The following is a 26,853-nucleotide window of genomic DNA, read 5'->3' as shown; positions in this document are numbered from 1 at the left end:
AGTGGTATAAAAGAATTATTTTAGCAAAATGATTATTACCGATACACATACTCATTTATACAGTGAGGCTTTTGATGAAGATAGAAAGGAAATGATACAACGTGCTATAGATGCCAATGTTTCTCGTTTTTTTATTCCAGCAATAGACTCTAGCTACACAACATCTATGTTAAAGTTGGAACAAGAATTTCCCAATCATGTGTTTTTAATGATGGGTTTGCATCCTACTTCTGTAAAAGATAACTATAAAGAAGAATTACAACATGTTGAGGAGTTAATGGCAAAAAGACACTTTTATGCTGTTGGCGAAATAGGGATCGATTTATATTGGGATACTTCTACTTTAGAAATTCAAAAAAAAGCATTTAAGCATCAAATTCAGTTAGCAAAAAAATACAAGTTGCCAATTGTGATACATTGTCGTGATGCTTTTGATGAAATATTTGAAGTTCTTGAAACCGAAAAAGGCGATGCGCTTTTTGGCATCTTTCATTGCTTTACTGGTACTTTTGAGCAAGCACAAAAAGCGATTTCTTACAATATGAAATTAGGAATAGGTGGTGTAGCAACATTTAAAAATGGAAAAATAGACCAGTTTTTAAATCAAATAGACTTAAAACATATTGTTTTGGAAACCGACTCGCCATATTTAGCACCAAAACCATATCGAGGGAAACGTAATGAAAGTAGTTATATAATAAAGGTGTTAGAAAAACTATCAGAATTGTATAATTTTCCTCAAGAAACCATTGCAGAAATAACAACACAAAACTCAAAAGACATATTTAATATATAATAGGTATGGAAAGCAATAGCCCAAAAATACTTTTAATATATACTGGTGGAACTATTGGGATGATTAAAAACCCAAATACAGGAGCATTGAAGTCCTTTGACTTTAATAATCTGTTAAAACGTATTCCTGAATTAAAACTATTAGACTGTGATATAACTACAATATCCTTTAAAGATCCAATAGATTCTTCAAACATGAATCCTGACTATTGGGTTCAAATAGCCGAAATTATAGAAGACAATTACGATAGCTTTGATGGGTTTGTAGTACTTCATGGCAGTGATACCATGAGCTATACAGCTTCAGCATTAAGTTTTATGTTAGAAAACTTAGCTAAACCTGTAATATTAACAGGGTCGCAATTACCAATTGGTGATTTGCGTACCGATGCCAAAGAAAACTTGATAACCACAATTCAAATGGCATCGTTGCAAACTAGGAACAGACCATTAATAAGAGAGGTAGGGTTATATTTTGAATACAAATTATATAGAGGAAATCGTACAACTAAAATAAATGCAGAACATTTTGAAGCATTTGAGTCCTTAAATTATCCTCATTTAGCCGAATCTGGAGTACATATTAAGGTAAACCATGAAGACTTGTATAAACCAAATGCTAGAAAAAAGTTGGTTGTGCATAAATCTTTTGATAACAGTATTGCTTTAATAAAGCTGTTTCCAGGTATTTCGAAATCGGTTTTGGAATGCATGACACATAATCCTAAAATAAAAGGTATTGTTTTAGAAACCTATGGAGCAGGTAATGCTACAACCGAAGATTGGTTTATTGACTTAATGGAATCTGCTATAAAAAAAGGTGTACAAATTATAAATGTAACACAATGTTCAGGAGGAAGTGTCAATATGGGACAGTATGAAACCAGTTCGCAGCTTAAAAAAGCAGGTGTAATTTCAGGAAAAGACATTACAACCGAAGCTGCAATAGCAAAATTAATGTATATGTTGGGAGAAAACATTTCTGCTAAAACGTTCAAAACCATATTTGAAACGCCTTTACGCGGAGAAATGTCTTAAAATTAACTTTCAAAATTTTAACATTCAAAGAATTTTTTGTTATTTGACCCACTGTAATTAAAGATAAAGTTACAGAGAGGTGGCCGAGTGGTCGAAGGCGCACGCCTGGAAAGTGTGTATACGTCAAAAGCGTATCGAGGGTTCGAATCCCTTCCTCTCTGCTGTTATTTTATTTTTAATTGTAATTTTTTTATATCTTTAACACTTTAACTAATAAAATTAAGAATAAGAACAATGAAAAGACTATTTTCTATCCTAGCCATAGCAGGAACCATGGCTTTCGGAACTGTTAATGCAAACGCATTTACTACAACTACAACTGCCGCAACAACAACTGTTGCAACTGTAACACAAGAAGAAGAGGCTGCAGCTCCTGCTGAAGAAGACCTTGGATTTCACCAAGAATTAAAGAAACGTTTTATTGAAGGTGGACCTGGGTTTATGGGAATTGTATTGCTATGTTTAATTTTAGGTTTAGCAATTGCAATTGAAAGAATTATCTTTTTAAACTTATCTACTACAAATACTAAGAAATTAACTCAAAATGTAGAAGATGCATTAGCATCAGGTGGTATCGAAGCAGCTAAAGAAGTTTGCAGAAACACAAAAGGACCTGTTGCATCTATTTTTTATCAAGGATTAGACAGAGCAGACGAAGATATCGATGCTGCTGAAAAAGCTGTTGTTGCCTATGGTGGAGTACAAATGGGACAATTAGAGAAAAACGTATCATGGATTTCATTATTTATCGCATTGGCACCAATGCTTGGGTTCATGGGTACAGTAATTGGTATGATTCAAGCATTCGATAAAATTGAAGCAGCTGGTGACATGCAACCTTCTTTAGTAGCAGGTGGTATTAAAGTTGCCTTATTAACAACTGTATTCGGTCTTATTGTAGCAATTATACTTCAAATTTTCTACAACTATATTATTGCAAAAATTGATAGTATCGTTAACGATATGGAAGATGCGTCTATTACATTAATGGACATGTTAGTAAAGCACAAAAAATAATAAGCAATAAATTATAGAAAAATTATGCATAAGATTTTAAAAATAGTAGCAGCTGTACTTAGTTTACTAGGTATTGTCTTCCTAATTAGAATTATTTCTAAAGGAGACGAAGCTATTAAAGCAGCTGCCTTAGAAGGAGATACAGCAATTGTAGACCCAATGGCAATAGTTACTTATATTGTTCTTGGACTCGTATTACTATTTGTTGTAGTGTTTGTGTTAAAAAATCTATTCACAAATACTGGATCCTTAAAAAACACGTTAATAGGAGTAGGCCTTTTTGCTGCTGTACTTATAATTGCATACGCAGTATCTGGTGGAGACACTAATACATATATGTACAATAACAAAGTAGCAACTGAAGGACAATCTCACATGGTAGGAGCAGGTTTAATTGCTTTCTACATATTAATAATTGGAGCAGCTGCGGCAATGTTATTTGCTGGAGCAAAAAAAATGATTAAGTAATTATGGCAAAAAGATCAGCACCAGAAGTTAATGCAGGCTCAATGGCTGATATTGCATTCTTACTTCTTATTTTCTTTTTGGTTACAACAACTATTGAGACTGATACAGGTTTAAATAGAAAGTTGCCTCCAATTGAAGAAAGTGACGAAGATGTAATCATCAAGCAAAAAAATATTTTTACTGTACTTATTAATGGTAAAGACCAATTGCTTGTTGAGGACGAATTGATGGATCTTAAAGATTTGCGTAAAGCTGCAGTAGAATTCCTTGATAATGGAGGAGGAACTGGAGAGGATGGATGTGACTATTGTAAAGGGAAAAGAGACCCTAAGTCATCTGACAATCCTGATAAAGCTATCATATCTTTAAAGAACGAGCGTGAAACTACTTATAAGACTTATATTTCTGTTCAAAATGAGTTAGTAGCAGCATACAATGAACTTAGAAATCGTAGAGCGCAAGAGCTTTACGGAATTTCATTTTTACAAATGCAAGCTAACTATGACGACGTAAACTGGGTTGGAAGTAAAGACAAGCTTAAAGAAAAGATTGAAAAGATAAAACTTGAGTACCCTCAAAAATTATCTGAAGTTCAACAAAAGTAATTTAGAAAACATAAGATATGTCTAAATTTAATAAGAAAAAATCAGGCGATTTACCAGCTATTTCAACTGCGTCTTTACCTGATATTGTATTTATGTTATTATTCTTCTTTATGGTTGCTACCGTAATGAGAGATAATACCTTAAAAATTAAAAACGAATTACCAAGTGCTGACCAAGTTGAAAAGCTAGATAAAAAAGATTTGGTGATGTATATATACGTAGGACAACCTACTGAAAGATATCAAAGCCAATTTGGTAAAGAATCACGTATACAGTTAAATGATAAATTTGCTGATGTCAGTGATATAAAAGCTTTTATAGCTGCAGAACGAGCATCTAAAAGAGAAGAACTAATCCCGTTTCTTACAACTGCTTTAAAAGTAGATAAAGAAGCAAATATGGGATTAATTGGAGATATTAAGCAGGAACTTAGAGAAGAGAATGCTTTAAAAATTAACTACACCACTAAACAAGGGGATATCTCTGCTAATAGAAAATAATTTTATTTGTTAAATTTCTAAAACATCCTGGTTATTTTGATCAGGATGTTTTTTTATACATTATATTTTAATCATTACCATATATTTGTATAAATGAATCTCAAACTCCTATTTGCATTTCTATTGTTGTCACAATTTGTATTGGGACAAACTACTAACGATTCTACTCTAGTTGATTCTCGTTATAGAGAGGACCAATTTTATGTTTCGGCAACTTATAACTTACTAGCAAATAAACACCAAGATGTTTCTCAAAGAGGTTTTTCTAGTGGTTTTCATTTGGGATTTATTAGGGATATGCCTATCAATAAAAAAAGAAATGTAGCTGTTGGTTTAGGGATTGGTTTATCAGCCAATTCTTATAATCAGAATCTATTAATCGATGAAGTTTCTGGAGGATATACATATACTGTTTTAGATGAAGACGAAACGTCTTTTTCAAAGAATAAATTTACTACCTATGTTCTTGAGGTACCACTAGAATTTAGATGGAGGACATCTGATGCCTCTACATATAAGTTTTGGAGGATTTATTCAGGACTGAAATTTGGTTACGTTTTTGCTAATTCTACTAAGTTTAAAGGTAATTCAGAAACCATTAAGCTTACCAATGTTTCTGACTTCAATACAATACAATATGGCTTGACTTTAAGTGCTGGTTATGATACTTGGAACATTCATTTTTACTATGCTTTAAATCCAATCTTTGAAAGTAGTGCGAAAATTGAAGATGCCACTATTGACATGTCAGTTGCCAGAATTGGAATAATGTTTTACATTTTATAGCCAATAATTAAGCAAGATTAATTGTGGAATTAATCCAATAAAAAAGCCTATAATTAGTTCTATGCTACTATGCGCTTTTAAATGCAGCCTAGAGCTTGCAATTGCGCCTAAAATGATACACATAAGTGCAATAGTACCATTAATATTTATTTTAAAATGAATACCTATTGCAACTGCAAACATGAAAAAACCAGCTGCAGCTATCATATGTATACTTGCTTTAAATTTTAGAAAAGCCAAAATAAGACACGTTATGGTTGAGCAAAGTACACCTACAAAAAAGTAGTATAATTCAGGAATTTCATTATAGGTTAAAACCCTATTTAAAACAAGTATTATGATTGCACTATTAAGAATTAAAGGGATAATGCGTTCTTGAGTTGTTTCAAGGTAAAAAGAGTCTATTTTTTTAATGGTTTTAAGTAGATAAAATAGCAATATAGGAAGTGCAATAGTGAGTATTGAAACCGAAAATAGTTTAGCTTTTACTATAGGAACAGGAATAAACCTAGGCGTTTTTGAAAAGTAAAAGATTACACCTAATAAAGGCATTAAAACAGGATGGAAAATAAATGATATGGCTCTAAGAATATGGTTTATCATATCTTTTTTCTCAATCTTGCCACAGGAATATCTAGTTGCTCTCTGTATTTTGCTACAGTACGTCTAGCAATTGGATAGCCTTTTTCTTTTAAAATTGAAGCTAATTTTTCATCGGTTAGTGGTTTTCTTTTGTTTTCTTCTTCAATAACCGTTTCTAGAATTTTTTTAATTTCTCTAGTTGAAACTTCTTCACCTTGGTCATTTGTCATTGACTCAGAGAAAAATTCCTTAATCAATTTAGTACCATAAGGTGTATCTACATATTTACTATTAGCAACTCTTGATATTGTTGATACATCCATGTCTATTTCATCAGCAATATCTTTTAAAATCATTGGTCTTAACTTACGTTCGTCACCTGTTAAAAAATACTCTTTTTGATAATGCATAATTGCACTCATGGTCACAAAAAGGGTCTGTTGACGTTGTTTTATAGCTTCAATAAACCATTTTGCAGCATCTAGTTTTTGCTTAATGAAAAGCACAGCATCTTTTTGTGATTTGCTCTTGTCTTTAGATTCTTTATAGCCTTTCATCATGTTGCTATATTCTCTTGAAACATGAAGTTCAGGAGCGTTTCTTCCGTTTAAGGTAAGCTCAAGTTCGCCATCTACAATTTTAATAGCAAAATCAGGTACTATGTGCTCAACAATTCTATTATTACCAGCATAAGAACCACCTGGTTTTGGGTTAAGATGCTCAATTTCATCTATGGCATCTTTAAGTTGAGCTTCTGTAATGTCAAATTTTTGAAGTAGCTTTTTGTAATGCTTTTTGGTAAACTGTTCAAAAGCTTTATCAATAATATCAATAGCAAGTTCAACATCAGGTGTTTTTTCTTTTCTATGAAGCTGAATGCTTAAACACTCTTGAAGGTTTCTTGCGCCAACACCTGCAGGATCTAGTTGATGTACTTTATGTAGTACTTTTTCAACCGATGCTTCATCAGTATACACGCCTTGAGTAAATGCTAAATCGTCAACAATATCACTTAAAGAACGACGTATATAACCACTCTCATCAACGCTTCCAACTAAAAATTCAGCGATTTCATATTCGTTATCATCTAGTCGGAATGTGTTTAACTGATTGATTAAATGCTGAGTAAAAGAGGTTCCAGCAGCATAAGGCACATTTTTTTCTTCATCGTCGCCACTGTAATTATTGGCTTGGGTCCTGTAGTCAGGAATATCATCATCACTTAAATATTCATCTACATTTATGTCTTCGGCATTTATAGATTCGTTGTCATTATAGTCGTCAGCAGAGTTGTCAAATTCATCATATTTATCATCAAATTCATCTGATGATTCTTTACCACTTTCTAAAGCTGGGTTTTCCTCTAATTCTTGCTTTAATCTTTGCTCAAACGCTTGTGTAGGCAACTGAATCAATTTCATTAATTGAATTTGTTGCGGAGACAACTTTTGTGATAATTTAAACTGTAAATACTGTTTAAGCATTGTGTTATTTGGGTTTAGAGTAAAAATAAAAAAAACAATCTACATTATGTTAGAACGTAGATTGTTTTATTTCATTATTTATTTTGAAGTGATACATTTAATAAACATCTAGCGATATAAATTAAAAATCTCAATGTCTTCTGTAATTAGAATTCAGCATTTTGAGGTGTTCTTGGGTAAGGTATAACATCTCTAATGTTACCCATTCCTGTAGCAAACATGACTAAACGCTCAAAACCTAACCCAAATCCAGAGTGAACAGCAGTTCCGTATTTACGTAAATCTAAATACCACCATAGTTCTTCTTCTTCGATATCAAGCGCTTTCATTTTTTCTTTTAAAACGTCTAAACGCTCTTCACGTTGTGAACCACCTACAATTTCTCCAATTCCTGGGAACAAAATATCCATAGCTCTAACGGTTTTCCCGTCTTCATTTAAACGCATGTAAAATGCTTTAATGTTTGCAGGATAATCAAATAAGATTACTGGGCATTTAAAGTGCTTTTCAACTAAATAACGCTCATGTTCGCTTTGCAAGTCAGCTCCCCATTCTTCAATAATATAATTGAATTTCTTTTTCTTGTTTGGTTTACTATTGCGTAAAATATCTATGGCTTCAGTGTAACTTACACGCTTAAAGTTGTTGTCTACAACAAATTTCAACTTTTCAATTAAGCTCATTTCGCTACGTTCAGCTTGAGGTTTTGTTTTTTCTTCGTCAAGTAAACGGTTTTCTAAAAATTTTAGGTCGTCCATGTTGTGTTCTAGAACATAGCTCAACACCGATTTCATAAAATCTTCGGCTAAATCCATGTTACCAGCTAAATCCATAAAAGCTACTTCTGGTTCTATCATCCAAAATTCAGCTAAGTGACGCGATGTGTTAGAGTTTTCCGCTCTAAATGTCGGTCCAAATGTGTACACTTTACCTAATGACATTGCATAGGTTTCGGCTTCTAACTGACCAGAAACGGTTAAGTTGGTTTCTTTTCCAAAGAAATCCTCTTTGTAGTTTACTTTTCCATCTTCAGTCAATGGAGGGTTTTTAGCATCTAGAGCACTTACTCTAAACATTTCACCAGCACCTTCGGCATCACTACCTGTAATGATTGGTGTGTGCATGTAATAAAAACCATTTTCATTAAAGTACTTGTGAATAGCAAATGATAATGAAGAACGCAAGCGCATTACAGCGCTAAATGTACTTGTTCTTGTGCGCAAGTGTGCATTTTCACGTAAAAACTCAAACGAGTGTTTTTTAGGTTGAATAGGATATTCGTCTGGGTGTGAATCACCAAGAATATCAATGGTTTTAACCTGTATTTCTACACTTTGTCCTTTTCCTTGGCTTTCTACAAGTTCACCTTTTATATGTATTGCAGCACCAGTAGTTATGCGCTTTAAGGTGACTTCGTCTGTATTTTCAAAATCAACTACACATTGTATATTATTAATTGTAGAACCATCATTTAAAGCTATAAAACGATTAGCTCTAAACGTTCTAACCCATCCTTTAATTTCAATGTCTTGTAGTGTAATGTCACTTGACAATAGTTCTGCAACAGTGTGTAATTTCATTTGATATTAAATTTAAAATGCAAAGATAATTTTTTATGATTATTCTGAAGAATTTTCTATCTCATCATCTTCTTCAGGAATAATGTTTATTGCTGGTTTTCGTAATACTTCTTTATTGGCAATGCTTCTTTCTAACGATAATAATAACGATGGTAAAAGTAATAGGTTAGACAACATTGCAAACAGTAATGTGGCCGAAACTAGAGCTCCTAAAGCAACTGTACCTCCAAAACTAGATATGGTAAATACCGAAAAGCCAAAGAATAATACTATTGAAGTATAAAACATACTTACACCTGTTTCGCGCAATGCTGCGTAAACCGATTTTCTTATTTTCCAGTGGTTGGCTTGAAGCTCTTGACGGTATTTTGCTAAAAAGTGAATGGTGTCATCTACCGAAATACCAAAAGCAATACTAAATACTAGAATTGTTGAAGGTTTTATAGGGACTCCTAAATAACCCATTAAACCTGCGGTTACTAGTAATGGTAATATGTTAGGAATTAAGGATACAATAATCATCCTAAAAGATCTAAACATATAAGCCATAAATAATGAGATTAAAATTATGGCTAAGGATAATGATATTGCGAGGTTTTTTACTAAATACTTTGTTCCTTTTTGAAATACCAATGCTTTACCTGTCATAGTAACTTTATAACGCTCTTCAGGAAACACTTTGTTGATTTTGTTTTGAAGGTCTTCTTCAATACGCTCCATTTTATCAGTACCAATATCTTTCATAAAGGTTGTAATACGCGCATATTGACCTGTACTATCTACAAAGTTATTCAGCAAATCTACATTTGAAGATGAATTTTTTGCATATGATAAAATAAAGCTATTTTCCTGACTGGTTGGGAGTTGGTAATATTTTGGGTTACCATTATAGTAGGCTTGTTTAGAATATTTTACCAAACTAACTACTGATATTGGTCTTGACAGTTCTGGCGTTTCAATGATGAGTTCCTCTAACTCGTTCATGCGTTTTAAAGTACTTAACTTCATAACGCCTTTTTTACGTTGAGTATCTACCATAATTTCAAGAGGCATAATACCATTAAACTCACTTTCAAAAAAGCGAATATCATGGAAAAACTCTTTTTCTTTAGGCATGTCTTCAATTAAACTACCCGAAATTTTTATTTGGTAAATACCAATAATACTGGCAGTAAGTAAAACAACCGAAGTTGCATAAATAGCAATTTTGTGCTCTCTTACCATGCGTTCCATCCAATCCACGAAAGTTCCAATCCAACGTTTGTTAAGATGTTCTAAGTGACGTTCTTTAGGGTAAGGTAAAAAAGTGTAAATAATAGGAATTACCAAAAGGCATAATATAAAAATAGCTAAAATGCTAAGTGAAGCCACAATACCAAACTCTTTAAGCAATGTACTTTCAGTAAGAATAAAAGTAGCAAAACCAGAAGCTGTAGTAACATTTGTCATTAAGGTAGCGTTACCAATTTTTGTAATGACACGCTGTAGCGACTTTACTTTATTACCATGTTTTTTAACCTCGTGTTGGTATTTATTTATTAAAAAGATACAGTTAGGAATACCAATAACTATAATAAGTGGCGGAATTAAAGCTGTTAAAACAGTAATTTCATATTTTAACAACCCAAGTACACCAAAAGTCCACATTACACCAATACACACTACAATAAGAGAGATAAATGTGGCTCTAAACGACCTGAAAAAGAAAAAGAAAATTAACGAAGTTACTAGTAAAGCTGCTCCAATAAATAGTCCTATTTCATCAACAATGTTTTGTGAGTTTAGGGTACGAATGTAAGGCATACCTGAAACCCTAACATCTAAGTCATTTTCACTTTCAAACGTGCTTATTTTATCTTGAAGCGTTTCAATTATAAAATCTTTTCTTGCAGGTGTATTAACTATATCTTTTTTAAGATAAATAGCTGTTCGAATGGTTTTTGTGGTCTTGTTAAACAGAAAATTATCATAAAAAGGATACTGTTTAAACAGTTCGTTTTGAAGCGTATCTATTTGCGCCAAAGAATGAATAGAATCTTTTATAAAAGGTTCTAATTCAAATTTTTGAGCATCGTTGTTTTTTACAAGTTTTTGGAGGTCTTTAATTGACACAACGGTTTCGACTTCATCATAAGCTTTAAAATCTTCAGAAAGTTGATTCCAAGCGTTAAGTTTTTCAACCGAAAAAAGTGTTGAGTCTTTAACACCCAAAACAATGAGGTTACCTTCTTCACCAAAAATATCTAAAAACTCATTGTAAGTAACATTTACCTCATGATCATCAGGTAATAAATTGGCTTCAGTATAGGTGAAGCGCATATATTTCCACTGATAACTAAAGAAAATTGTAGCAAGAATTATGGCAATAAGTATTGCTATTTTATTACGCAAAATAACTCGCGCAACAACTTCCCAGAATCCTGTTGTAAATAGTTTAAACATAGTGTTACAAAAACAGCGACAAAGGTAGAAAAAAGCTAAGGATTAGCTAAGAAAAACAAGTTTATTATTGTGTTTATAACGAAACGTTAAAGGTAAATTTAAAAGCTACGTTATCTTCGGTTTTTGGTAGGTGGTAAGCTCCATAACGATACGCAAAGCTAAGTCCGAAACCAAAGAGAAGTTTATTGATTTCAAAACCAGATTCAGAATAACCATCTTCTAAGGTGTTGAATGTTATATTTTGATGTCTGTCAATATTGCCCATGTTTCCAATAGCATACCTTGTTATCAATACCAATTGTGGTTTGTAGCGTTCAGAAATATTAAAAGGTTGAAAATAATGTTTCAGTTGAAAGGTTGAAAACCTATCAGAGAAAAATTCATTAAAATACATGGTTTCAAAGCTATTTATACCTGCAACCGAAAATCGTTGTAATATGGTCTCTTTGGTGATATTGTTTGGATAAGCATGATATAAATGCGTTAAGGGTGTATCGCCACTTACCATTCCTGCAACTACTGTTGCTTGTGTGTACGACTCTTTAGTATAATTTAACTGATAAACAGTTCTAAAGTCTAACTTTGAAAAGTTAATATTGCTTCTAAAAACATCTTCAAAAGCATGTGTGTATTGTAGTGTGAATTTAGGATAGCCAGATTTAATTTCTTTTATTAAGTCATCTTCTGAAACTTCAAACTTACTAAACGGACTCCATTGGAATGCAACTTTAGCTGTACTTAAGTGAAATTCGTTTAATATTTTGTCATTTTTTAAATATTCATAGCTATACGTAGGATTGATGTTGCTAACGGCAAATTGCGTTTCAGTAAGTAAATGTTTACTTAGTTTATGCTCTAAAGTTATAGCTTTAGTAATGTGTTTATGAAACAAATTAATATTAAGCAATCGAGGTTCAAAGAACTGAAAAAAACGTTTGTCGGTTAAAAAAGCAGAACTTCCTGTTTCCTGAAGATCATCAGTATATGATAAGTTTAGCCAAGTGTTAGATTTTGACGCAAGTCTAAACCCACCACCAATACTGTATTTAAAATTATGGTCTAAAAACCCATAAACAAGATAGCCATTAAGCCTATAATGTTCTGAAAAACGTTTGTTTGTAATGCCACCTAAACCTGTTCTTACACCTTCATATTGGTTGTATTTAAAAAGGTATCGTAAATCTATGTTTAAGTAATTGGTTGGAAAAAAACCATTGCCTATTTGTTTAAGGAATTCGGTTTTTTTAATAGAGTCCTGACTAACTTTAGTAGAATCTTTTAAAGTTGTTTGCGACTGTGTAGTATAAATACAGAGTATAAAAAAAATAAAAACACAGTGTTTATGCATGTAAGAGGGAAGGGTTTTAAAAGGATAAGAAAAAGCGACATAATTGTCGCTTTTAATTATACTGTCATTATCTCTTTTTCTTTGACTTCTAAAATATCGTCAATTTTTTTAACGTATTTATCGGTCATTTGTTGTATGTCAATCTCTGCATTTTTTTGAAGGTCTTCCGATGCATCATCTAATTTTTTAATTTCGTTGTTAGCATCTTTTCTTGCACTTCTAACACCAATCTTAGCATCTTCAGCTTCAGCTTTAGCTTGTTTAGCAAGGTCACGACGACGCTCTTCAGTCAATGGTGGTACATTAATAATAATCATTTCACCATTGTTCATAGGGTTAAAACCAAGATTAGCAATCATTATTCCTCTCTCAATTTCTTGTAGCATTCCTTTTTCCCAAGGTTGAACAGATATGGTTCTACCATCAGGAGTGTTAACGTTTGCAACCTGATTTAATGGTGTTTGAGATCCATAATAGTCAACCATTACACCTCCCAACATTGCAGGACTAGCTTTTCCTGCTCTAATGTTTACTAATTGTTTTTCTAAATGCTTTATTGCAGCATCCATTGATTCTTTAGCAGAGTCTAGTATAAATTGTATGTCTTCGTTCATCTTTAAAAGTATTTTAATTCTTAAAAAGCCATTTCAAAAAATGAGCCAAACCTTTAAAATTATTATAAGTTTACTTTAGTTCCAATCTTTTCTCCAGAAACTACTTTTAATAAGTTTCCTTTTTTGTTCATATCAAAAACAATAATTGGAAGTTCATTTTCCTGACTCAATGTAAAGGCTGTAGTGTCCATTACTTTAAGGCCTTGGCGCAATACATCATCAAAAGAAATATAATCAAATTTTACAGCTTTTGAATCTTTTTCAGGATCAGCATTGTAAATTCCATCCACACGAGTACCTTTTAAAATAACATCAGCTTCCATTTCAATAGCTCTTAATACAGCAGCAGAATCTGTTGTAAAATATGGGTTTCCTGTTCCACCACCAAAAATTACAACACGTCCTTTTTCTAAGTGGCGAAGTGCTTTTCTTCTAATGAAAGGTTCAGCAACTTCATCAATGCTTATTGCCGACTGTAAACGAGTAGGTACACCAGCATCTTCTAAGGCACTTTGTAAAGCTAAACCATTAATAACGGTTGCTAACATACCCATGTGATCACCTTGAACCCTGTCCATTCCATTGCTTGCACCAGCAACACCTCTAAAAATGTTTCCACCACCAATAACAATGGCTACTTCAACACCTTTTTCAATGATTTCTTTAATGTCGTTTGCATATTCTGATAAACGTACAGGATCAATACCGTATTGACGTGTTCCCATTAGGGCTTCACCAGATAATTTTAGGAGAATTCTTTTGTATTTCATTTTGATTTTGAAAGTTTAGCAAAACTACATAATTTTTTTGTTTTTGAATTATAAAAAAAGCCTCTCGTTATGAGAAGCTTTTTAATGTTTTGGAAAATTGGATTTTAATTATCCAACAGTTACACGTTTAAAGCTTGTAACTTCAACATCTCCATAAGATGCAACATATTTTGCTACGTTTATTTTTTCGTCTTTAATGAAGTTTTGATCCAATAAGCATTGTTCTTGGTCTAAAGTTGTGTTATCAGAAATGAAACGCTCCATTTTACCTGGTAAAATTCTATCCCAAATTTGCTCTGGCTTACCTTCAGCTTTTAATTCAGCTTTTGCATCTTCTTCAGCTTTAGCTAAAACTTCAGGAGTTAATTGTGCCATTGAAATGTATTGAGGTACATTTTTTAAAGTTTTACCTAAACGACCTAATTCAATATTGTCTTTTTCAATAACAGCAATTCTAGCTTCAGTTTCAGAAGCGATAAATGCAGGATCAAAATCTTTGTAAGATAATGTAGTTGCTCCCATTGAAGCTACTTGCATTGCAACGTCTTTTACTAAAGTATCAGCGTTGTCTACTTTTGCAGATAAACCTACTAAAGCAGCGATTTTATTGATGTGAACGTATTGTCCAACATAAGGAGCTTCTAACTTTTCAAAAGCTGTGATGTCTAACTTTTCACCAATAACACCTGTTTGTTCAGTTAGTTTATCAGCAACAGTCATTCCACCAAAATCAGCAGCTAAAAACTCTTCTTTTGTATTGTAGTTTATAGCGATATCAGCTAAATCGTTAGCTAATTTCACAAAGTTTTCGTTTTTACCAACAAAGTCAGTTTCGCAACCTAATACAATAGCAACACCTACAGTATTATCATCGTTAATTTTTGCGATAGCTGCACCTTCAGATGAGTCACGGTCAGCTCTTTTTTCAGCAACTTTTTGTCCTTTTTTACGTAAAACCTCAATAGCTTTGTCAAAATCACCACCAGCTTCCACTAGGGCTTTTTTGCAATCCATCATTCCTGCTCCTGTTGCTTGTCTTAGTTTATTTACTTCTGCGGCTGTAATTTTTACAGTATTTTCCATGAGTTTAAAATTTAAAAAAGTCGTCCAATTAATTTTCAACAAAGAAAAGAACTAAACGACTTATTTATGTTTTGAAATTGTTATTTATTCTTCTTCTTCAGCTACTGCTTTCTTTTTTGCAGTTTTAGCAGGTTTAGCTGCTTTTTCTGATTTATCAGCTTTATCAGATTTTCTTTCTGATAAACCGTCTGCAATTGCAGATGTTACCAAAGAAAGTACTTTGTTGATTGATTTTGAAGCATCATCGTTAGATGGAATCAAGTAATCAACTTGTCTTGGATCTGAGTTAGTGTCAACCATTGCAAAGATTGGAATGTTTAATTTTTGTGCTTCTTTAATTGCAATGTGTTCACGCTTGATATCTACAACAAATAAAGCACCTGGTAAACGAGTCATATCAGAGATAGAACCTAAGTTCTTTTCTAATTTAGCTCTTAAACGGTCTACCTGTAAACGCTCTTTTTTAGAAAGTGTGTTGAATGTACCATCTTTTTTCATTCTATCAATAGAAGCCATTTTTTTAACAGCTTTTCTAATAGTTACAAAGTTAGTTAACATTCCACCTGGCCATCTTTCAGTAATGTAAGGCATGTTTACTGCACCTGCTTTTTCAGCAACGATGTCTTTAGCTTGTTTTTTTGTAGCAACAAATAAGATTTTCTTTCCAGAAGCTGCAATTTTGTGAAGAGCTTGAGAAGTTTCTTCAATTTTGGCAGCAGTTTTGTAAAGATTGATAATATGGATACCGTTACGCTCCATATAAATGTAAGGAGCCATGTTTGGATCCCATTTTCTAGTCAAGTGTCCAAAATGTACACCTGCTTCAAGTAATTCTTTTACTTCTACTTTTTCCATTTTGTAATAGTTTACGTTCTGTTGAATTAGCAATGATTGAGTGGTTGCTTTCGCTCGCCTTAATCATTTAGATGCTAAACTAAACCCTGACACAAAGGCCATGGGCAACAATAACTGGTTTAAATGTTTTAAATAACTTGATTGTAAAACTGTAAATACAGATCCCGAAATCAAGTTGGGGATTTTAACGTTTAGAGAACTGGAATTTCTTACGAGCTTTCTTCTGTCCGAATTTCTTACGCTCTACCATTCTTGGGTCTCTAGTTAATAAACCTTCAGGTTTTAAAATACCTCTGTTGTCAGCATCTACTTCGCACATAGCACGAGATAATGCTAAACGGATTGCCTCAGCTTGACCTGTTATGCCACCTCCATATACATTTACTGTAATATCAAAGTTGCCATCATTGTTAGTCATAGCTAAAGGTTGGTTTACTTTGTACTGTAAAGTTGCAGTAGGAAAATAAACCGCCATGTCTTTTTTGTTAATCGTGATGTTTCCTTTTCCTTGGGCAACATACACACGAGCAACAGCCGTCTTTCTACGGCCGATTTTGTGAATTACTTCCATTAATTGAATTCGTTTAAGTTAATTGCTTTTGGTTTTTGAGCTTCATGAGCATGCTCAGTACCAACAACAACTGTTAGGTTACGGAATAAATCTGCGCCTAATTTGTTTTTAGGCAACATTCCTTTTACTGATTTTTCTACTAATCTTGCTGGATCTTTTCCAAACATTTCTGTAGCAGATAAACTTCTTTGACCACCTGGATAACCTGTGTGACGAATGTACGTTTTGTCGTTCCACTTGTTTCCTGTTAAGTTGATTTTTTCAGAGTTAACAACAATTACATTGTCTCCGCAATCAACGTGTGGTGTAAAGTTAGGTTTATGCTTACCTCTTAAAAGTTTTGCAACTTTAGAAGCTAAGCGACCTAAAGTCTGTCCTTCAGCATCAACTAAAACCCACTCCTTATTTACAGTGGCTTTATTTGCTGAAACTGTTTTGTAGCTTAATGTGTCCACACTTTCTAATTTAATAATTAAACATTCTTCTCTCAAAAAGAGTTTGCAAATTTACGATTATATATTTGATTACCAAATTCTGATTAGATGTTTTTTTTCGTTGAAAATCAGGCTGTTTAAAAAGGTTGAATTAAGGTTTGTTTTATACTAGGTCGCAATTTGTCATTTATAGGTTTTTCTATTCATATAATTATGTAATAGTTTTGATATACAATTGTGTAAAATAAGAGATGATTTTAGATTGATTATTTAAAGTATACCAAACATTATAATGTCAATTTTCTTAGAGGTTTTGAGTGTTTTTATTAATGTTATATATGTAATACCGTAAAAACTAACATTACTTCAAAAAAATCAAAGATTTATCTTTCGGCTTTTAGTAGTTTTGCGCCTTTAAAATTAAAGCTATGATTTCTGTAGATAATTTAGTTGTAGAATTTAGTGGTCACACCTTATTTAGTGATGTGTCATTTACTATAAATGAGAATGATAAAATTGCCCTTATGGGTAAAAATGGTGCCGGAAAATCTACAATGATGAAAATTATTGCAGGTGTACAAAACCCTACTAAAGGACATGTGCGAGCGCCAAAAGATGCTGTAATTGCTTACTTGCCTCAGCATTTACTAACTGAAGATGACACGTCTGTTTTAGAAGAAACATCTAAAGCATTTAGTCACATTTTTGAAATGCGTGATGAAATGGAAGCTCTAAACAAGCAGCTTGAAACACGAACCGATTATGAATCTGATGAGTATATGAAAATCATTGAGCGCGTATCAGATTTGGGTGAAAAATATTATACTTTAGAAGAAGTAAATTACACTGCGGAAGTTGAAAAAGCTTTGAAAGGTTTAGGCTTTAAACCTGAAGATTTTAATAAACCAACAAGCGAGTTTTCAGGTGGATGGCGTATGCGAATTGAATTGGCGAAAATTTTACTTCAAAAACCCGATTTAATTCTACTTGATGAGCCAACTAACCATATTGATATTGAGTCGGTAATTTGGCTAGAAGATTTTTTAGTGAATAAGGCAAAAGCAGTGGTCGTGATTTCGCACGATAGAGCGTTTGTAGATAATATTACAAACCGAACTATTGAAGTAACCATGGGTCGTATTTACGATTACAAAGCCAACTATTCGCATTATTTACAGTTGCGTGAAGATAGAAGAGCGCATCAAATTAAAGCTTATCAAGAACAACAAAAATTTATAGCGGACAACCAAGCGTTTATTGAGCGTTTTAAAGGTACCTACTCTAAAACCAATCAGGTGGCATCGAGAGAGCGAATGCTTGAAAAGTTAGAAATTATTGAGGTTGACGATGTTGATACTTCAGCTTTAAAACTGCGTTTTCCAAAAACACAGCGTTCGGGAGATTATCCTGTAACGGTAAAGGATGTGTCTAAATCGTATGATGAGCATGTGGTGTTTAAAAATGCAAATATGTCGATTGCGCGTGGCGAAAAAGTGTGTTTTGTTGGTAGAAATGGTGAAGGAAAATCAACGATGATAAAAGCCATTATGGGGCAAATTGATGTAGAAGGTACTTGCTCATTAGGACACAATGTTCAAGTGGGTTATTTTGCTCAAAACCAAGCAGCACTTTTAGATGAAAACTTAACTATTTTTCAAACGGTTGATGAAGTCGCTAAAGGTGATATTCGTACGCAAATAAAAAATATTTTAGGTCGTTTTATGTTCAAAGGCGACGATATCGATAAAAAAGTTGCTGTGCTTTCTGGTGGTGAAAAAACGAGGTTAGCCATGGTGAAGTTACTACTAGAACCTGTAAACTTGTTGATTCTGGATGAGCCAACCAATCATCTCGATTTAAAATCGAAAGATGTTTTAAAAGAGGCTTTAAAAGAATTTGATGGTACCTTAATTTTAGTATCTCACGACCGTGATTTTCTTCAAGGTTTATCAAAAAAAGTTTTCGAATTTAAAAATCAACGTGTTATTGAACATTTTGAAACTATTGATGATTTCCTAGAACGTAATCGTATAGAAAATATTAAAGCCCTCGATTTATAATTTTTTACTAAAATATACTGCTATTGTGTTGCATTTGTGTGGTTTAACAGGTGTGTTTGCAATTAAGTAGTAATTTCTATTTACCTTTGTGCAGTTATGCAAGAAGAATTAAGACTTTCTAGTTGGTTGCCTACCACAAACAAAGAGGTGAAAATTCGCGGATGGGAAGAACTTGACGTTATCCTATTTAGCGGTGATGCCTATGTAGATCATCCAACCTTTGGTCCAGCAGTAATTGGACGTTTGTTAGAAAGTTTCGGACTAAAAGTCGCTATCGTGCCACAACCTAACGTTAACGATAATCTTCAGGATTTTGTTAAGTTAGGTAAACCGCGTTTGTTCTTCGGTGTTACTGGTGGTTGTATGGATCCTATGATTAGCAACTACAACGCCAATAAAAAGCGTCGCGATAAAGATGCCTACACACCAAATGGCGAAATAGGTTTTAGACCAGATTACGCATCAACCGTTTACAGTAAAATTTTAAAAGATAAATGGCCAGATACACCAGTTTTAATTGGAGGTATTGAAGGCTCTTTACGTCGTGTAACACATTACGATTATTGGAGCGACCAATTAATGCCAACCATTTTAGAAACCTCTAAAGCCGATATGTTGGTGTACGGAATGGGCGAACAACCACTTCGTGAAATTGTCCGTTTACTAGAACGTGGTGTACCTTTTAATAGTATTAATACGGTAAACCAAACGGCAATTCTTATTAATGATGAAAACGATATCCCAAAAAATAAAAATTGGGAAGATGTTGAAATCGCCTCACACGAAACCTGTTTAAAAGACAAAAAAGCTTATGCTTCTAACTTTAAAGTGATAGAGCAAGAGTCTAATAAATTGGCTGCAAGACGAATTTTTCAAAAAGTAGGTAATAAGATGCTGATGATAAATCCGCCGTATCCCACAATGACGGAAGCCGAAATTGATGCGTCTTTCGATTTACCTTACACGCGTTTACCGCATCCAAAATACAATAAGCGCGGACCAATTCCTGCTTACGAGATGATAAAGACCTCTATAAATATTCATCGTGGATGTTTTGGTGGATGCAGTTTTTGTACCATTTCGGCACATCAAGGAAAATTTATAGCGAGTCGTAGTAAAGAATCTATATTAAGAGAAGTTGATAAAGTGGCGAATATGCCAGATTTTAAAGGCTATTTATCTGATATTGGCGGACCAAGTGCCAATATGTACCAAATGAAAGGTAAAGTGCAAGCCATTTGTGATAAATGTGTCGCGCCAAGTTGTATTTCACCAGTAATTTGTAGCAATTTAGATACGTCGCATAAACCGTTAACCGAATTATATCAAGCGGTTGATAGTCATCCGAAGGTAAAAAAATCGTTTATCGGTTCTGGTATTCGTCACGATATGTTGGTGCCAGAATTCAATAAAAATGCTGACCCAAAAGAGTTAGATGATTATACCGAAGAAGTAATGACAAAGCACGTTTCTGGTCGACTAAAAGTTGCACCAGAACATACTAGTGACCCAGTACTGAAATTAATGCGAAAACCGTCCTTTAGTTACTTCCATAAGTTTAAAGAACGCTTCGATAAAATCAATATTAAGAATAAACTGAACTTACAGTTAATTCCGTATTTCATCTCAAATCATCCTGCTTGCGAAGTAGAAGATATGGCAAATCTTGCTGCCGAAACTAAAGATATGGGCTTTCAGCTAGAGCAAGTTCAAGGCTTTACGCCAACACCAATGACGGTTGCAACGGTAATTTATTATAGTGGTTATCATCCCTATACACTCAAAGAGGTTAATACACCAAAAACAAAAAAGGAAAAAGACGAGCAACATCGTTTTTTCTTTTGGTATAAGGATGAAAACAAAGCTTGGATTAAAAACACCCTCAATAAATTAGGTCGTCAAGATTTATTGAAAGTGCTATTGCCTAAGAAAGAAGAGAAATGGCGCAAGAATAAACCAGGAAAAACTAAGCATACCTTTAATGATGCTGTGCCTTTTAATCAAAGAAAAAATAAGGTCAAGTATAAGAAGAGAAAACGTAAATAGGTTTTCTAATCCAATTCTTCGCAATAAAAGCCAAGACTTTTAAAGGCCTGTGAAATAGCATAAGGTGTAATGGTTTTGGTTTCAACTCGGAAGATATTGTCACAATCTTCCAAGTCAAAATTCCAATATCCATTTTTGGCAATTAAGCTATTTAAAACAGGCTTTAACTGTTTAATTTCACGATTTGAAGTGATAGATGTTTTAAAGACCAAAACAGAATTCATGCTGTAAATTTTAGCGTTCGTAAAAGAAAGGTGGTTCAATATTTAAAGCACGTAAATACACATAGGCTTGTCCGCGATGATGAATTTCATTATCTATGAAATAAAAAATAGAAGACCAAACAGTACCTTCATATTCCCCAAAACTTTTAATAGTGTCATGAAATTGTTCTGGCTTTATTTGCGCCCAATATGTATTGATATCTTCGGTTGTTTTATCCCAAAGCTCAAGCAGTTTTGCCTTCTTATTTTCATGGTTAATGTCTTCATTAAACGCTGCAGTTTTACCAGTAACAATTTCTTTGATACCAGGTGCTGCAATAGCTAATAGTTCAACAACCATTTCAGAGAAAGGACGCATGCCACCTATTGAAAAATTGAATAAGTCTTTTTCTGTAAAAGCTTCAATAACACGTCGAGTTAAGTTACGATGTCCTTGCCATTGCGCTAATAATTCTTCAGGTGTAATTACTGTTTGTAATGTAGTGTTGGTGTTTGTTTCCATGTTTTTTGATGTTCTTGTTATTTGAAATCAAAATTACAAGTGCATAGTGACAGCTTTGTGTCAGTAGTAAAAAATAAAGTTTTAAAAAATTTCAACTGACAAACCCTTGTCATACACCACATCTATTTTTGTGTCTTATTAATGATTAATAATTATGTTGAAGGGTAAATTAAATACAAACTTCAACCTGAAAACCTATCTTTGGGATATATGTTACAGCATTATGAGTTTAGACACTGTAAAACGTTTTGATAGAATTGTAGCCATACTTATTCAATTACAATCCAAACGCATTGTAAAAGCACAAGAATTAGCCGATAGATTTCAGGTAAGTTTACGAACCATTTATCGAGATATTCGTACGCTAGAGGCTTCTGGTGTGCCTATTATTAGTGAAGCAGGTGTTGGTTATTCTATAATGGAAGGGTATCGTTTGCCACCTGTAATGTTTACACGCGAAGAAGCAGGTAGTTTTGTTGCTGCCGAAAAACTCATGCAGAAATTTGTAGATAAATCGTTAGGAAATTACTACGAATCTGCAATGCTGAAGTTGAAATCCGTATTACGTGGACGCGAAAAAGACTGGATTTCTGCTTTAGAATCTCAAATATTAGTCGATCCCTCACATAAACTATTTAATGATGATTTACCTAATGCGCTAGAAGTACTTTTTGAAAGTATTGCTGAAAAGCGTCAAGTACATCTAAAATATCAGGCGCTTAACAATGAAATACCTACCGAACGCTTTGTTGAGCCTGTTGGCATCTATCATGAAACAGGATTTTGGTATGTGTTGGGCTTTTGCCATCTTCGTAAGGATTACAGACAATTTAGAACCGATAGAATGCAAGCCATAAAACCCACCCAACATAGTTTTACAAGAGAGCACATTACCTTAGATGATTACCGTAATAAATTGAATGACGTAGAAAAAACAAAAGTAGTTATACAAGTGGATAAATCTGTCGTTCGATTTATAAACAATAGCAAATGGCAACACGGATTTGTATCAGAAAAAGTAAAAGGCAATTATGTTGAAATGACGTTCTTAACACCTTATGTAGAACATGGTTTTTCAAGATGGTATATAGTGTTTTCAGATTATGCAAAAATCATAGAACCTAAAAGTTTAAAGCATCAGATAAAAAGTATTCTAGAAAAGGCTATTTCTAAACTTTAATTCAAACAACACTTAATTCCGTTTAGAATGTTTTGAAGCAATCACGCTTATAGCTAAAATTTGAAATGCGTGAAACATCATAATTGGTAGTAAAATAACTCCTAAAAAAGAAGCGTTTTGAAATAGTATTTTTGAAAATACCGTACCATGAACTAACGATTTTTTGGTGCCACAAAATTGAGCTGTAATGCGATCTTCAATAGTAAAATTCAGTTTTTTACTTATAAAGCCTATTAAAAAATATACGAGCCAAAACAATACAACAGCCAGAAGAAAAACTCCAATTAAGTTGATAATACTTAAGTTGTCGAAAATGCGGTCTAAAAAGGATTTTGAAAAACTTTTATAGATAATTAATAAAATCACGCTTTTATCAAACAGTGTTATTTTTTTACTGTGTTTTAATGCGAAAGCACCTAAAAAACGTCGTAACAATAAACCAAGAATAACAGGCGCTAAAATTTCTAACAGCAATTTTTGATAAACATCGATTAAACTATAATCGGTATTGGTAGAAGTCATAAAAAAACCAATCCAAAGCGGTGTGAGCACAACTCCAATTAGTCCCGAAATACTCGCATTAAAAATAGCAGCAGGAATGTTACCCTTTGCAATAGATACCATAACCACTGAGGACGAAACGGTTGAAGGTAAAGCTGCCAAAAACATAAAAGCTAACCACAACGATTTATTATCGGAAGAAATAAAGGGTTGCACTGCCAACACAATTAAAGGGAAAACTACAAACGTTATACTTTGAATAAGCACATGTAATTTCCAGTTTTTTAACCCTAATTTTATCTGTTCTGGACTCAATTTTAATCCGTAGAAAAAGAAAATAAGAGATATACCAATACTACTCAAAGTGTTTAAAACCTGTGCACTTTCACCTTTACCCAAATCAGGATAAATGTATGCCGCTATCACGGTAATTATAATAGCAATGACGAATTTGTCTATTTTCAAAATTCGATAGAGATTTTAAATTAATGCGCTTCTAACCAGTTATCGCCAAGACCAATTTCAACATCTAAAGGAACAGAAAGCTTAAATGCATTTTCCATTTCGGTTTTTATGAGTTTTGAAATTTCATCAAGTTCTGGTTTATAGACATCAAACACCAATTCATCATGAACTTGCAATAGCATTTTGGTTTTGTAATCACCAGCTTCTAATTTCTCAAAAATGTTAATCATTGCTAGTTTGATGATGTCTGCAGCACTACCTTGAATTGGTGCATTTACCGCATTTCGTTCTGCTGCACCACGAACAACCGCATTTCTAGAATTGATATCTTTTAAATATCTGCGTCTACCTAAAACCGTTTGTACATAACCATGGTCGCGTGCAAAATCGACTTGCTTACTGATGTAGTTTTTTAGCTTCGGATAGGTTTCGTAATACGTGTCAATTAATTCCTTCGCTTCACTGCGAGATAAGTTAGTTTGATTGCTTAATCCGAAAGCAGAAACGCCATAAATGATACCGAAGTTTACAGTTTTGGCGTTGCTACGTTGTTCGCGCGTGACGTCTTCAATAGCCACATTAAACACTTTTGCAGCAGTTGAAGCATGAATATCTTCACCGTTGTTAAAGGCCTCAATCATGGTTTCTTCTTCGCTTAAGGCTGCGATAATGCGTAATTCAATTTGAGAATAATCGGCAGCTAAAAGGGTGTAATCTTCGCTTCGCGGAATAAACGCCTTTCGCACTTGACGACCACGCTCGGTACGAATAGGAATGTTTTGTAAATTAGGATTATTACTACTTAAACGACCTGTTGCAGCAACGGTTTGCATATAATCGGTATGTACGCGACCTGTAGCTTCTTCAACTTGAAGCGGTAAGGCATCTACGTAGGTGCTTTTTAGTTTAGATAAACCTCTAAATTCTAGAATATTTTGGATGATTTCATGGTCTTTTGCCAAGTAACTCAACACGTCTTCTGCGGTAGAATATTGACCAGTTTTGGTCTTTTTTGGCTTGTCTACCAATTTCATTTTTTCAAATAAAATAACACCTAATTGCTTTGGTGATGCAATGTTGAATTCTTCACCAGCAGCTTCGTAAATGCTCTTTTCAAGTGTAGCAATATCATTGTTTAGTTGCTCTGCTAGTGATGCTAAAAAGTCTTTGTCAAGGTTTATGCCTTCCAATTCCATAGCCGCTAAAACGCGCAGTAATGGAATTTCAATATCATCAAACAAGGTTTGAGTATTGGCTTCGCCTAATTCGTTTTGAAAATGTTCTTTTAATTGTAGAGTGATGTCGGCATCTTCAACCGCGTATTCCGTTTGTTTTTCCAGAGGAACATCGCGCATTGAAAGCTGATTTTTTCCTTTCTTGCCAATTAAGGTTTCAATAGAAATTGGTGTATAATTCAAATAGGTTTCTGCCAACACATCCATATTGTGGCGCATATCTGGATTGATTAGGTAATGCGCTAACATGGTGTCGAACAATTTACCTTTTACCTCGATATTGTATTTGGCTAAAACCTTTATATCATATTTTAAATTCTGACCAATTTTTTCAATGGTTTCACTTTCAAAAAACGGACGTAATTCCTCGATTAAATCTTGTGCTTCGGTTTTGTCTTCAGGAAATGGCAAGTAAAAGCCTTTGCCAACTTCCCATGAAAATGCAATACCAACTAATTCGGCAGTTAACGGATTTAAACCTGTGGTTTCGGTATCAAAACACACTGAAGTTTGATTCATTAAATTTTTAATGAAAAGCTTTGTTGCCATACCAGAAGCGACGCTTTGGTAAAAATGGCTTGTGTTTTCTGCGGTTTTTCGGATGTGTGATGCTGAGTTTGTTTCGGTATCTGTATCATTAACATCACCACCAAATAGAGAAAATTGTCCTGCGCCAGCGGTTGAGGTTGTTTTTGGTTTTACTTTTTCCTCCGTTTTCGATGTTGTTTCAGCAGTTGCTTGAGTATCTTCCGCAGCAAAAGTTTTTAAGAAGTTTTCAGTGAGTCTTCTAAACTCTAAATCTTGAAAAATGGTTTTAACCGCTTCAATGTCCGGATCGCACATTTCAAAATCTTTTTCATCAAATTCCACAGGAACATCAAGCATTATGGTAGCCAGTTTTTTCGATAGTAAGCCTAATTCTTGGTTAGCTTCTACCTTCTCTTTCATTTTACCTTTCAGTTCGTGGATATTTTCAAATAAACCTTCCATACTTCCGTAGGCTTTCAAGAATTTTTTCGCAGTTTTCTCACCAACACCAGGTAAACCTGGGATGTTGTCGCTGGAATCTCCCATCATTCCTAAGAAATCAATTACCTGTAACGGATCTTCAACTTCAAATTTTTTCTGTACTTCAGGAATGCCCCAAGTTTCGTAACCACCACCAAACGATTTTGGACGGTACATAAAAATATTTTCAGACACTAACTGCGCAAAATCCTTATCAGGTGTAACCATAAAGGTTTGATAACCTTGTTTTTCGGCTTGTTTTGATAGGGTTCCTATAACGTCGTCGGCTTCATAACCTTCCTTCACCATAATAGGAATATGCATTGCTTTTAAAATCTCTTGAATGTAAGGTATGGCAACTTTTATGGCTTCTGGCGTTTCATCACGATTGGCTTTGTAAGCCTCAAACATTTCTACTCTATCTGTACTTCCGCCTTTATCGAAACATACGGCTAAATGGTCTGGACGCTCACGTTTTATAACATCTAAAAGTGAGTTCATAAAACCCATAATGGCAGACGTATCGATGCCTTTTGAGTTGATTCTTGGATTTTTAATAAAGGCGTAATACCCACGAAAAATTAAGGCGTAAGCATCGACTAGGAAAAGACGTTTTTGGTCTGACATTTTTTGAAATTTTGTAGTCTATAAAACTACAAA

25 protein-coding genes and 1 tRNA gene are annotated in these 26,853 nt (G+C 33.7%); 11 read left to right on the top strand and 15 right to left on the bottom strand.

Features of this window, described 5'->3' with window-relative positions:
• Positions 1-28 precede the first annotated feature (28 nt).
• The 8 genes from OD803_RS09805 (at position 29) to OD803_RS09770 (ending at position 5,209) form a co-directional block, all read left to right on the top strand.
• Positions 29-796 carry a TatD family hydrolase gene (locus tag OD803_RS09805; RefSeq protein WP_262733274.1) on the top strand — a complete coding sequence of 256 codons (768 nt, stop codon included), beginning with the start codon at positions 29-31 and terminating at the stop codon, positions 794-796.
• 5 nt (positions 797-801) lie between these two features.
• Complete coding sequence (locus OD803_RS09800) at positions 802-1,833, top strand: asparaginase (protein ID WP_262733273.1); 1,032 nt, start codon at positions 802-804, stop codon at positions 1,831-1,833.
• Positions 1,834-1,906: 73 nt separating this feature from the next.
• Positions 1,907-1,994: transfer RNA gene (locus OD803_RS09795), tRNA-Ser, on the top strand.
• Positions 1,995-2,067: 73 nt separating this feature from the next.
• Positions 2,068-2,850 carry a MotA/TolQ/ExbB proton channel family protein gene (locus OD803_RS09790; protein ID WP_129760919.1) on the top strand — a complete coding sequence of 261 codons (783 nt, stop codon included), beginning with the start codon at positions 2,068-2,070 and terminating at the stop codon, positions 2,848-2,850.
• A gap of 24 nt (positions 2,851-2,874) precedes the next feature.
• Positions 2,875-3,318: a hypothetical protein gene (locus tag OD803_RS09785; RefSeq protein ID WP_129760920.1), complete on the top strand. Its 444-nt coding sequence runs from the start codon at positions 2,875-2,877 to the stop codon at positions 3,316-3,318.
• A gap of 2 nt (positions 3,319-3,320) precedes the next feature.
• On the top strand, positions 3,321-3,923 hold the full coding sequence (locus OD803_RS09780; protein ID WP_262733272.1) for an ExbD/TolR family protein: 603 nt from the start codon (positions 3,321-3,323) through the stop codon (positions 3,921-3,923).
• A 17-nt stretch (positions 3,924-3,940) separates the two neighbouring features.
• A complete protein-coding gene (locus OD803_RS09775) occupies positions 3,941-4,423 on the top strand; it encodes an ExbD/TolR family protein (protein ID WP_129760922.1) in 483 nt (160 codons plus the stop codon).
• 93 nt (positions 4,424-4,516) lie between these two features.
• Positions 4,517-5,209 carry a porin family protein gene (locus tag OD803_RS09770; RefSeq protein ID WP_262733271.1) on the top strand — a complete coding sequence of 231 codons (693 nt, stop codon included), beginning with the start codon at positions 4,517-4,519 and terminating at the stop codon, positions 5,207-5,209.
• Here OD803_RS09770 and OD803_RS09765 read toward each other — a convergent pair.
• From OD803_RS09765 to rplM, 11 genes are all read right to left on the bottom strand, one after another.
• Positions 5,204-5,812: a hypothetical protein gene (locus tag OD803_RS09765; RefSeq protein WP_129760924.1), complete on the bottom strand. Its 609-nt coding sequence runs from the start codon at positions 5,810-5,812 to the stop codon at positions 5,204-5,206. The genes OD803_RS09770 and OD803_RS09765 overlap by 6 nt on opposite strands.
• Positions 5,809-7,275 (bottom strand): RNA polymerase factor sigma-54, encoded by a 1,467-nt coding sequence (rpoN, locus tag OD803_RS09760; protein ID WP_262733270.1) that lies wholly within the window; start codon positions 7,273-7,275, stop codon positions 5,809-5,811. The genes OD803_RS09765 and rpoN overlap by 4 nt, the downstream gene beginning before the upstream one ends.
• Positions 7,276-7,421: 146 nt before the next feature.
• A complete protein-coding gene (asnS, locus tag OD803_RS09755; protein WP_262733269.1) occupies positions 7,422-8,855 on the bottom strand; it encodes an asparagine--tRNA ligase in 1,434 nt (477 codons plus the stop codon).
• Between the two features lie 39 nt (positions 8,856-8,894).
• Positions 8,895-11,297, bottom strand: a complete 2,403-nt coding sequence (locus tag OD803_RS09750) for an efflux RND transporter permease subunit (protein WP_262733268.1) — start codon at positions 11,295-11,297, stop codon at positions 8,895-8,897.
• A gap of 73 nt (positions 11,298-11,370) precedes the next feature.
• Positions 11,371-12,645 carry a DUF5686 family protein gene (locus OD803_RS09745; RefSeq protein ID WP_262733267.1) on the bottom strand — a complete coding sequence of 425 codons (1,275 nt, stop codon included), beginning with the start codon at positions 12,643-12,645 and terminating at the stop codon, positions 11,371-11,373.
• A 56-nt stretch (positions 12,646-12,701) separates the two neighbouring features.
• Positions 12,702-13,259, bottom strand: coding sequence for a ribosome recycling factor (gene frr / locus OD803_RS09740; RefSeq protein ID WP_129760929.1), 558 nt, complete (start codon positions 13,257-13,259; stop codon positions 12,702-12,704).
• A gap of 62 nt (positions 13,260-13,321) precedes the next feature.
• Positions 13,322-14,029 carry a UMP kinase gene (pyrH, locus tag OD803_RS09735; protein ID WP_129760930.1) on the bottom strand — a complete coding sequence of 236 codons (708 nt, stop codon included), beginning with the start codon at positions 14,027-14,029 and terminating at the stop codon, positions 13,322-13,324.
• Between the two features lie 108 nt (positions 14,030-14,137).
• On the bottom strand, positions 14,138-15,112 hold the full coding sequence (gene tsf, locus OD803_RS09730) for a translation elongation factor Ts (RefSeq protein ID WP_129760931.1): 975 nt from the start codon (positions 15,110-15,112) through the stop codon (positions 14,138-14,140).
• Positions 15,113-15,196: 84 nt separating this feature from the next.
• Positions 15,197-15,967, bottom strand: coding sequence for a 30S ribosomal protein S2 (gene rpsB / locus OD803_RS09725; RefSeq protein WP_129760932.1), 771 nt, complete (start codon positions 15,965-15,967; stop codon positions 15,197-15,199).
• 184 nt (positions 15,968-16,151) lie between these two features.
• Positions 16,152-16,538 (bottom strand): 30S ribosomal protein S9, encoded by a 387-nt coding sequence (gene rpsI / locus OD803_RS09720; protein ID WP_129760933.1) that lies wholly within the window; start codon positions 16,536-16,538, stop codon positions 16,152-16,154.
• Positions 16,538-16,993, bottom strand: a complete 456-nt coding sequence (gene rplM, locus OD803_RS09715; protein ID WP_129760934.1) for a 50S ribosomal protein L13 — start codon at positions 16,991-16,993, stop codon at positions 16,538-16,540. Before rplM ends, rpsI begins: the two co-directional genes overlap by 1 nt.
• 407 nt (positions 16,994-17,400) lie before the next feature.
• Between rplM and OD803_RS09710 the strand changes: the two genes are divergently transcribed.
• Positions 17,401-19,032: an ABC-F family ATP-binding cassette domain-containing protein gene (locus OD803_RS09710; RefSeq protein ID WP_262733266.1), complete on the top strand. Its 1,632-nt coding sequence runs from the start codon at positions 17,401-17,403 to the stop codon at positions 19,030-19,032.
• Between the two features lie 96 nt (positions 19,033-19,128).
• Complete coding sequence (locus tag OD803_RS09705) at positions 19,129-21,078, top strand: YgiQ family radical SAM protein (RefSeq protein ID WP_262733265.1); 1,950 nt, start codon at positions 19,129-19,131, stop codon at positions 21,076-21,078.
• Positions 21,079-21,083: 5 nt separating this feature from the next.
• Here OD803_RS09705 and OD803_RS09700 read toward each other — a convergent pair whose 3' ends face one another.
• Positions 21,084-21,302, bottom strand: coding sequence for a hypothetical protein (locus OD803_RS09700; protein WP_131508791.1), 219 nt, complete (start codon positions 21,300-21,302; stop codon positions 21,084-21,086).
• 10 nt (positions 21,303-21,312) lie between these two features.
• Entirely contained in the window at positions 21,313-21,804 is a 492-nt protein-coding gene (locus OD803_RS09695) for a DinB family protein (RefSeq protein WP_131508792.1), read from the bottom strand.
• 223 nt (positions 21,805-22,027) lie between these two features.
• Between OD803_RS09695 and OD803_RS09690 the strand changes: the two genes are divergently transcribed.
• On the top strand, positions 22,028-22,984 hold the full coding sequence (locus OD803_RS09690; RefSeq protein WP_262733264.1) for a helix-turn-helix transcriptional regulator: 957 nt from the start codon (positions 22,028-22,030) through the stop codon (positions 22,982-22,984).
• Positions 22,985-22,996: 12 nt separating this feature from the next.
• Here OD803_RS09690 and OD803_RS09685 read toward each other — a convergent pair whose 3' ends face one another.
• Together OD803_RS09685 and polA are read right to left on the bottom strand one after the other, a co-directional pair.
• Positions 22,997-23,950, bottom strand: a complete 954-nt coding sequence (locus tag OD803_RS09685) for a bile acid:sodium symporter family protein (RefSeq protein ID WP_262733263.1) — start codon at positions 23,948-23,950, stop codon at positions 22,997-22,999.
• 20 nt (positions 23,951-23,970) lie between these two features.
• Complete coding sequence (polA, locus tag OD803_RS09680) at positions 23,971-26,820, bottom strand: DNA polymerase I (RefSeq protein ID WP_262733262.1); 2,850 nt, start codon at positions 26,818-26,820, stop codon at positions 23,971-23,973.
• Between the last annotated feature and the right edge of the window lie 33 nt (positions 26,821-26,853).

This window comes from Gaetbulibacter sp. NE, assembly GCF_025548475.1.
In the GTDB taxonomy this organism is placed as follows: domain Bacteria; phylum Bacteroidota; class Bacteroidia; order Flavobacteriales; family Flavobacteriaceae; genus Gaetbulibacter_B; species Gaetbulibacter_B jejuensis.
Note: the sequence above shows the minus strand (reverse complement) of the source record. Positions and strands in the feature narration are given on the sequence as shown.

Coding starts and splice junctions, on each gene's coding strand:
- OD803_RS09785 (WP_129760920.1), top strand. CDS start 2,875: ATGCATAAGATTTTAAAAATAGTAGCAGCTGTACTTAGTTTACTAGGT.
- OD803_RS09800 (WP_262733273.1), top strand. CDS start 802: ATGGAAAGCAATAGCCCAAAAATACTTTTAATATATACTGGTGGAACT.
- OD803_RS09705 (WP_262733265.1), top strand. CDS start 19,129: ATGCAAGAAGAATTAAGACTTTCTAGTTGGTTGCCTACCACAAACAAA.
- OD803_RS09710 (WP_262733266.1), top strand. CDS start 17,401: ATGATTTCTGTAGATAATTTAGTTGTAGAATTTAGTGGTCACACCTTA.
- OD803_RS09750 (WP_262733268.1), bottom strand. CDS start 11,297: ATGTTTAAACTATTTACAACAGGATTCTGGGAAGTTGTTGCGCGAGTT.
- polA (WP_262733262.1), bottom strand. CDS start 26,820: ATGTCAGACCAAAAACGTCTTTTCCTAGTCGATGCTTACGCCTTAATT.
- asnS (WP_262733269.1), bottom strand. CDS start 8,855: ATGAAATTACACACTGTTGCAGAACTATTGTCAAGTGACATTACACTA.
- OD803_RS09780 (WP_262733272.1), top strand. CDS start 3,321: ATGGCAAAAAGATCAGCACCAGAAGTTAATGCAGGCTCAATGGCTGAT.
- OD803_RS09690 (WP_262733264.1), top strand. CDS start 22,028: ATGAGTTTAGACACTGTAAAACGTTTTGATAGAATTGTAGCCATACTT.
- OD803_RS09805 (WP_262733274.1), top strand. CDS start 29: ATGATTATTACCGATACACATACTCATTTATACAGTGAGGCTTTTGAT.
- OD803_RS09700 (WP_131508791.1), bottom strand. CDS start 21,302: ATGAATTCTGTTTTGGTCTTTAAAACATCTATCACTTCAAATCGTGAA.
- rpoN (WP_262733270.1), bottom strand. CDS start 7,275: ATGCTTAAACAGTATTTACAGTTTAAATTATCACAAAAGTTGTCTCCG.
- frr (WP_129760929.1), bottom strand. CDS start 13,259: ATGAACGAAGACATACAATTTATACTAGACTCTGCTAAAGAATCAATG.
- pyrH (WP_129760930.1), bottom strand. CDS start 14,029: ATGAAATACAAAAGAATTCTCCTAAAATTATCTGGTGAAGCCCTAATG.
- rpsB (WP_129760932.1), bottom strand. CDS start 15,967: ATGGAAAAAGTAGAAGTAAAAGAATTACTTGAAGCAGGTGTACATTTT.
- OD803_RS09695 (WP_131508792.1), bottom strand. CDS start 21,804: ATGGAAACAAACACCAACACTACATTACAAACAGTAATTACACCTGAA.
- tsf (WP_129760931.1), bottom strand. CDS start 15,112: ATGGAAAATACTGTAAAAATTACAGCCGCAGAAGTAAATAAACTAAGA.
- rpsI (WP_129760933.1), bottom strand. CDS start 16,538: ATGGAAGTAATTCACAAAATCGGCCGTAGAAAGACGGCTGTTGCTCGT.
- OD803_RS09790 (WP_129760919.1), top strand. CDS start 2,068: ATGAAAAGACTATTTTCTATCCTAGCCATAGCAGGAACCATGGCTTTC.
- OD803_RS09775 (WP_129760922.1), top strand. CDS start 3,941: ATGTCTAAATTTAATAAGAAAAAATCAGGCGATTTACCAGCTATTTCA.
- OD803_RS09765 (WP_129760924.1), bottom strand. CDS start 5,812: ATGATAAACCATATTCTTAGAGCCATATCATTTATTTTCCATCCTGTT.
- OD803_RS09770 (WP_262733271.1), top strand. CDS start 4,517: ATGAATCTCAAACTCCTATTTGCATTTCTATTGTTGTCACAATTTGTA.
- OD803_RS09745 (WP_262733267.1), bottom strand. CDS start 12,645: ATGCATAAACACTGTGTTTTTATTTTTTTTATACTCTGTATTTATACT.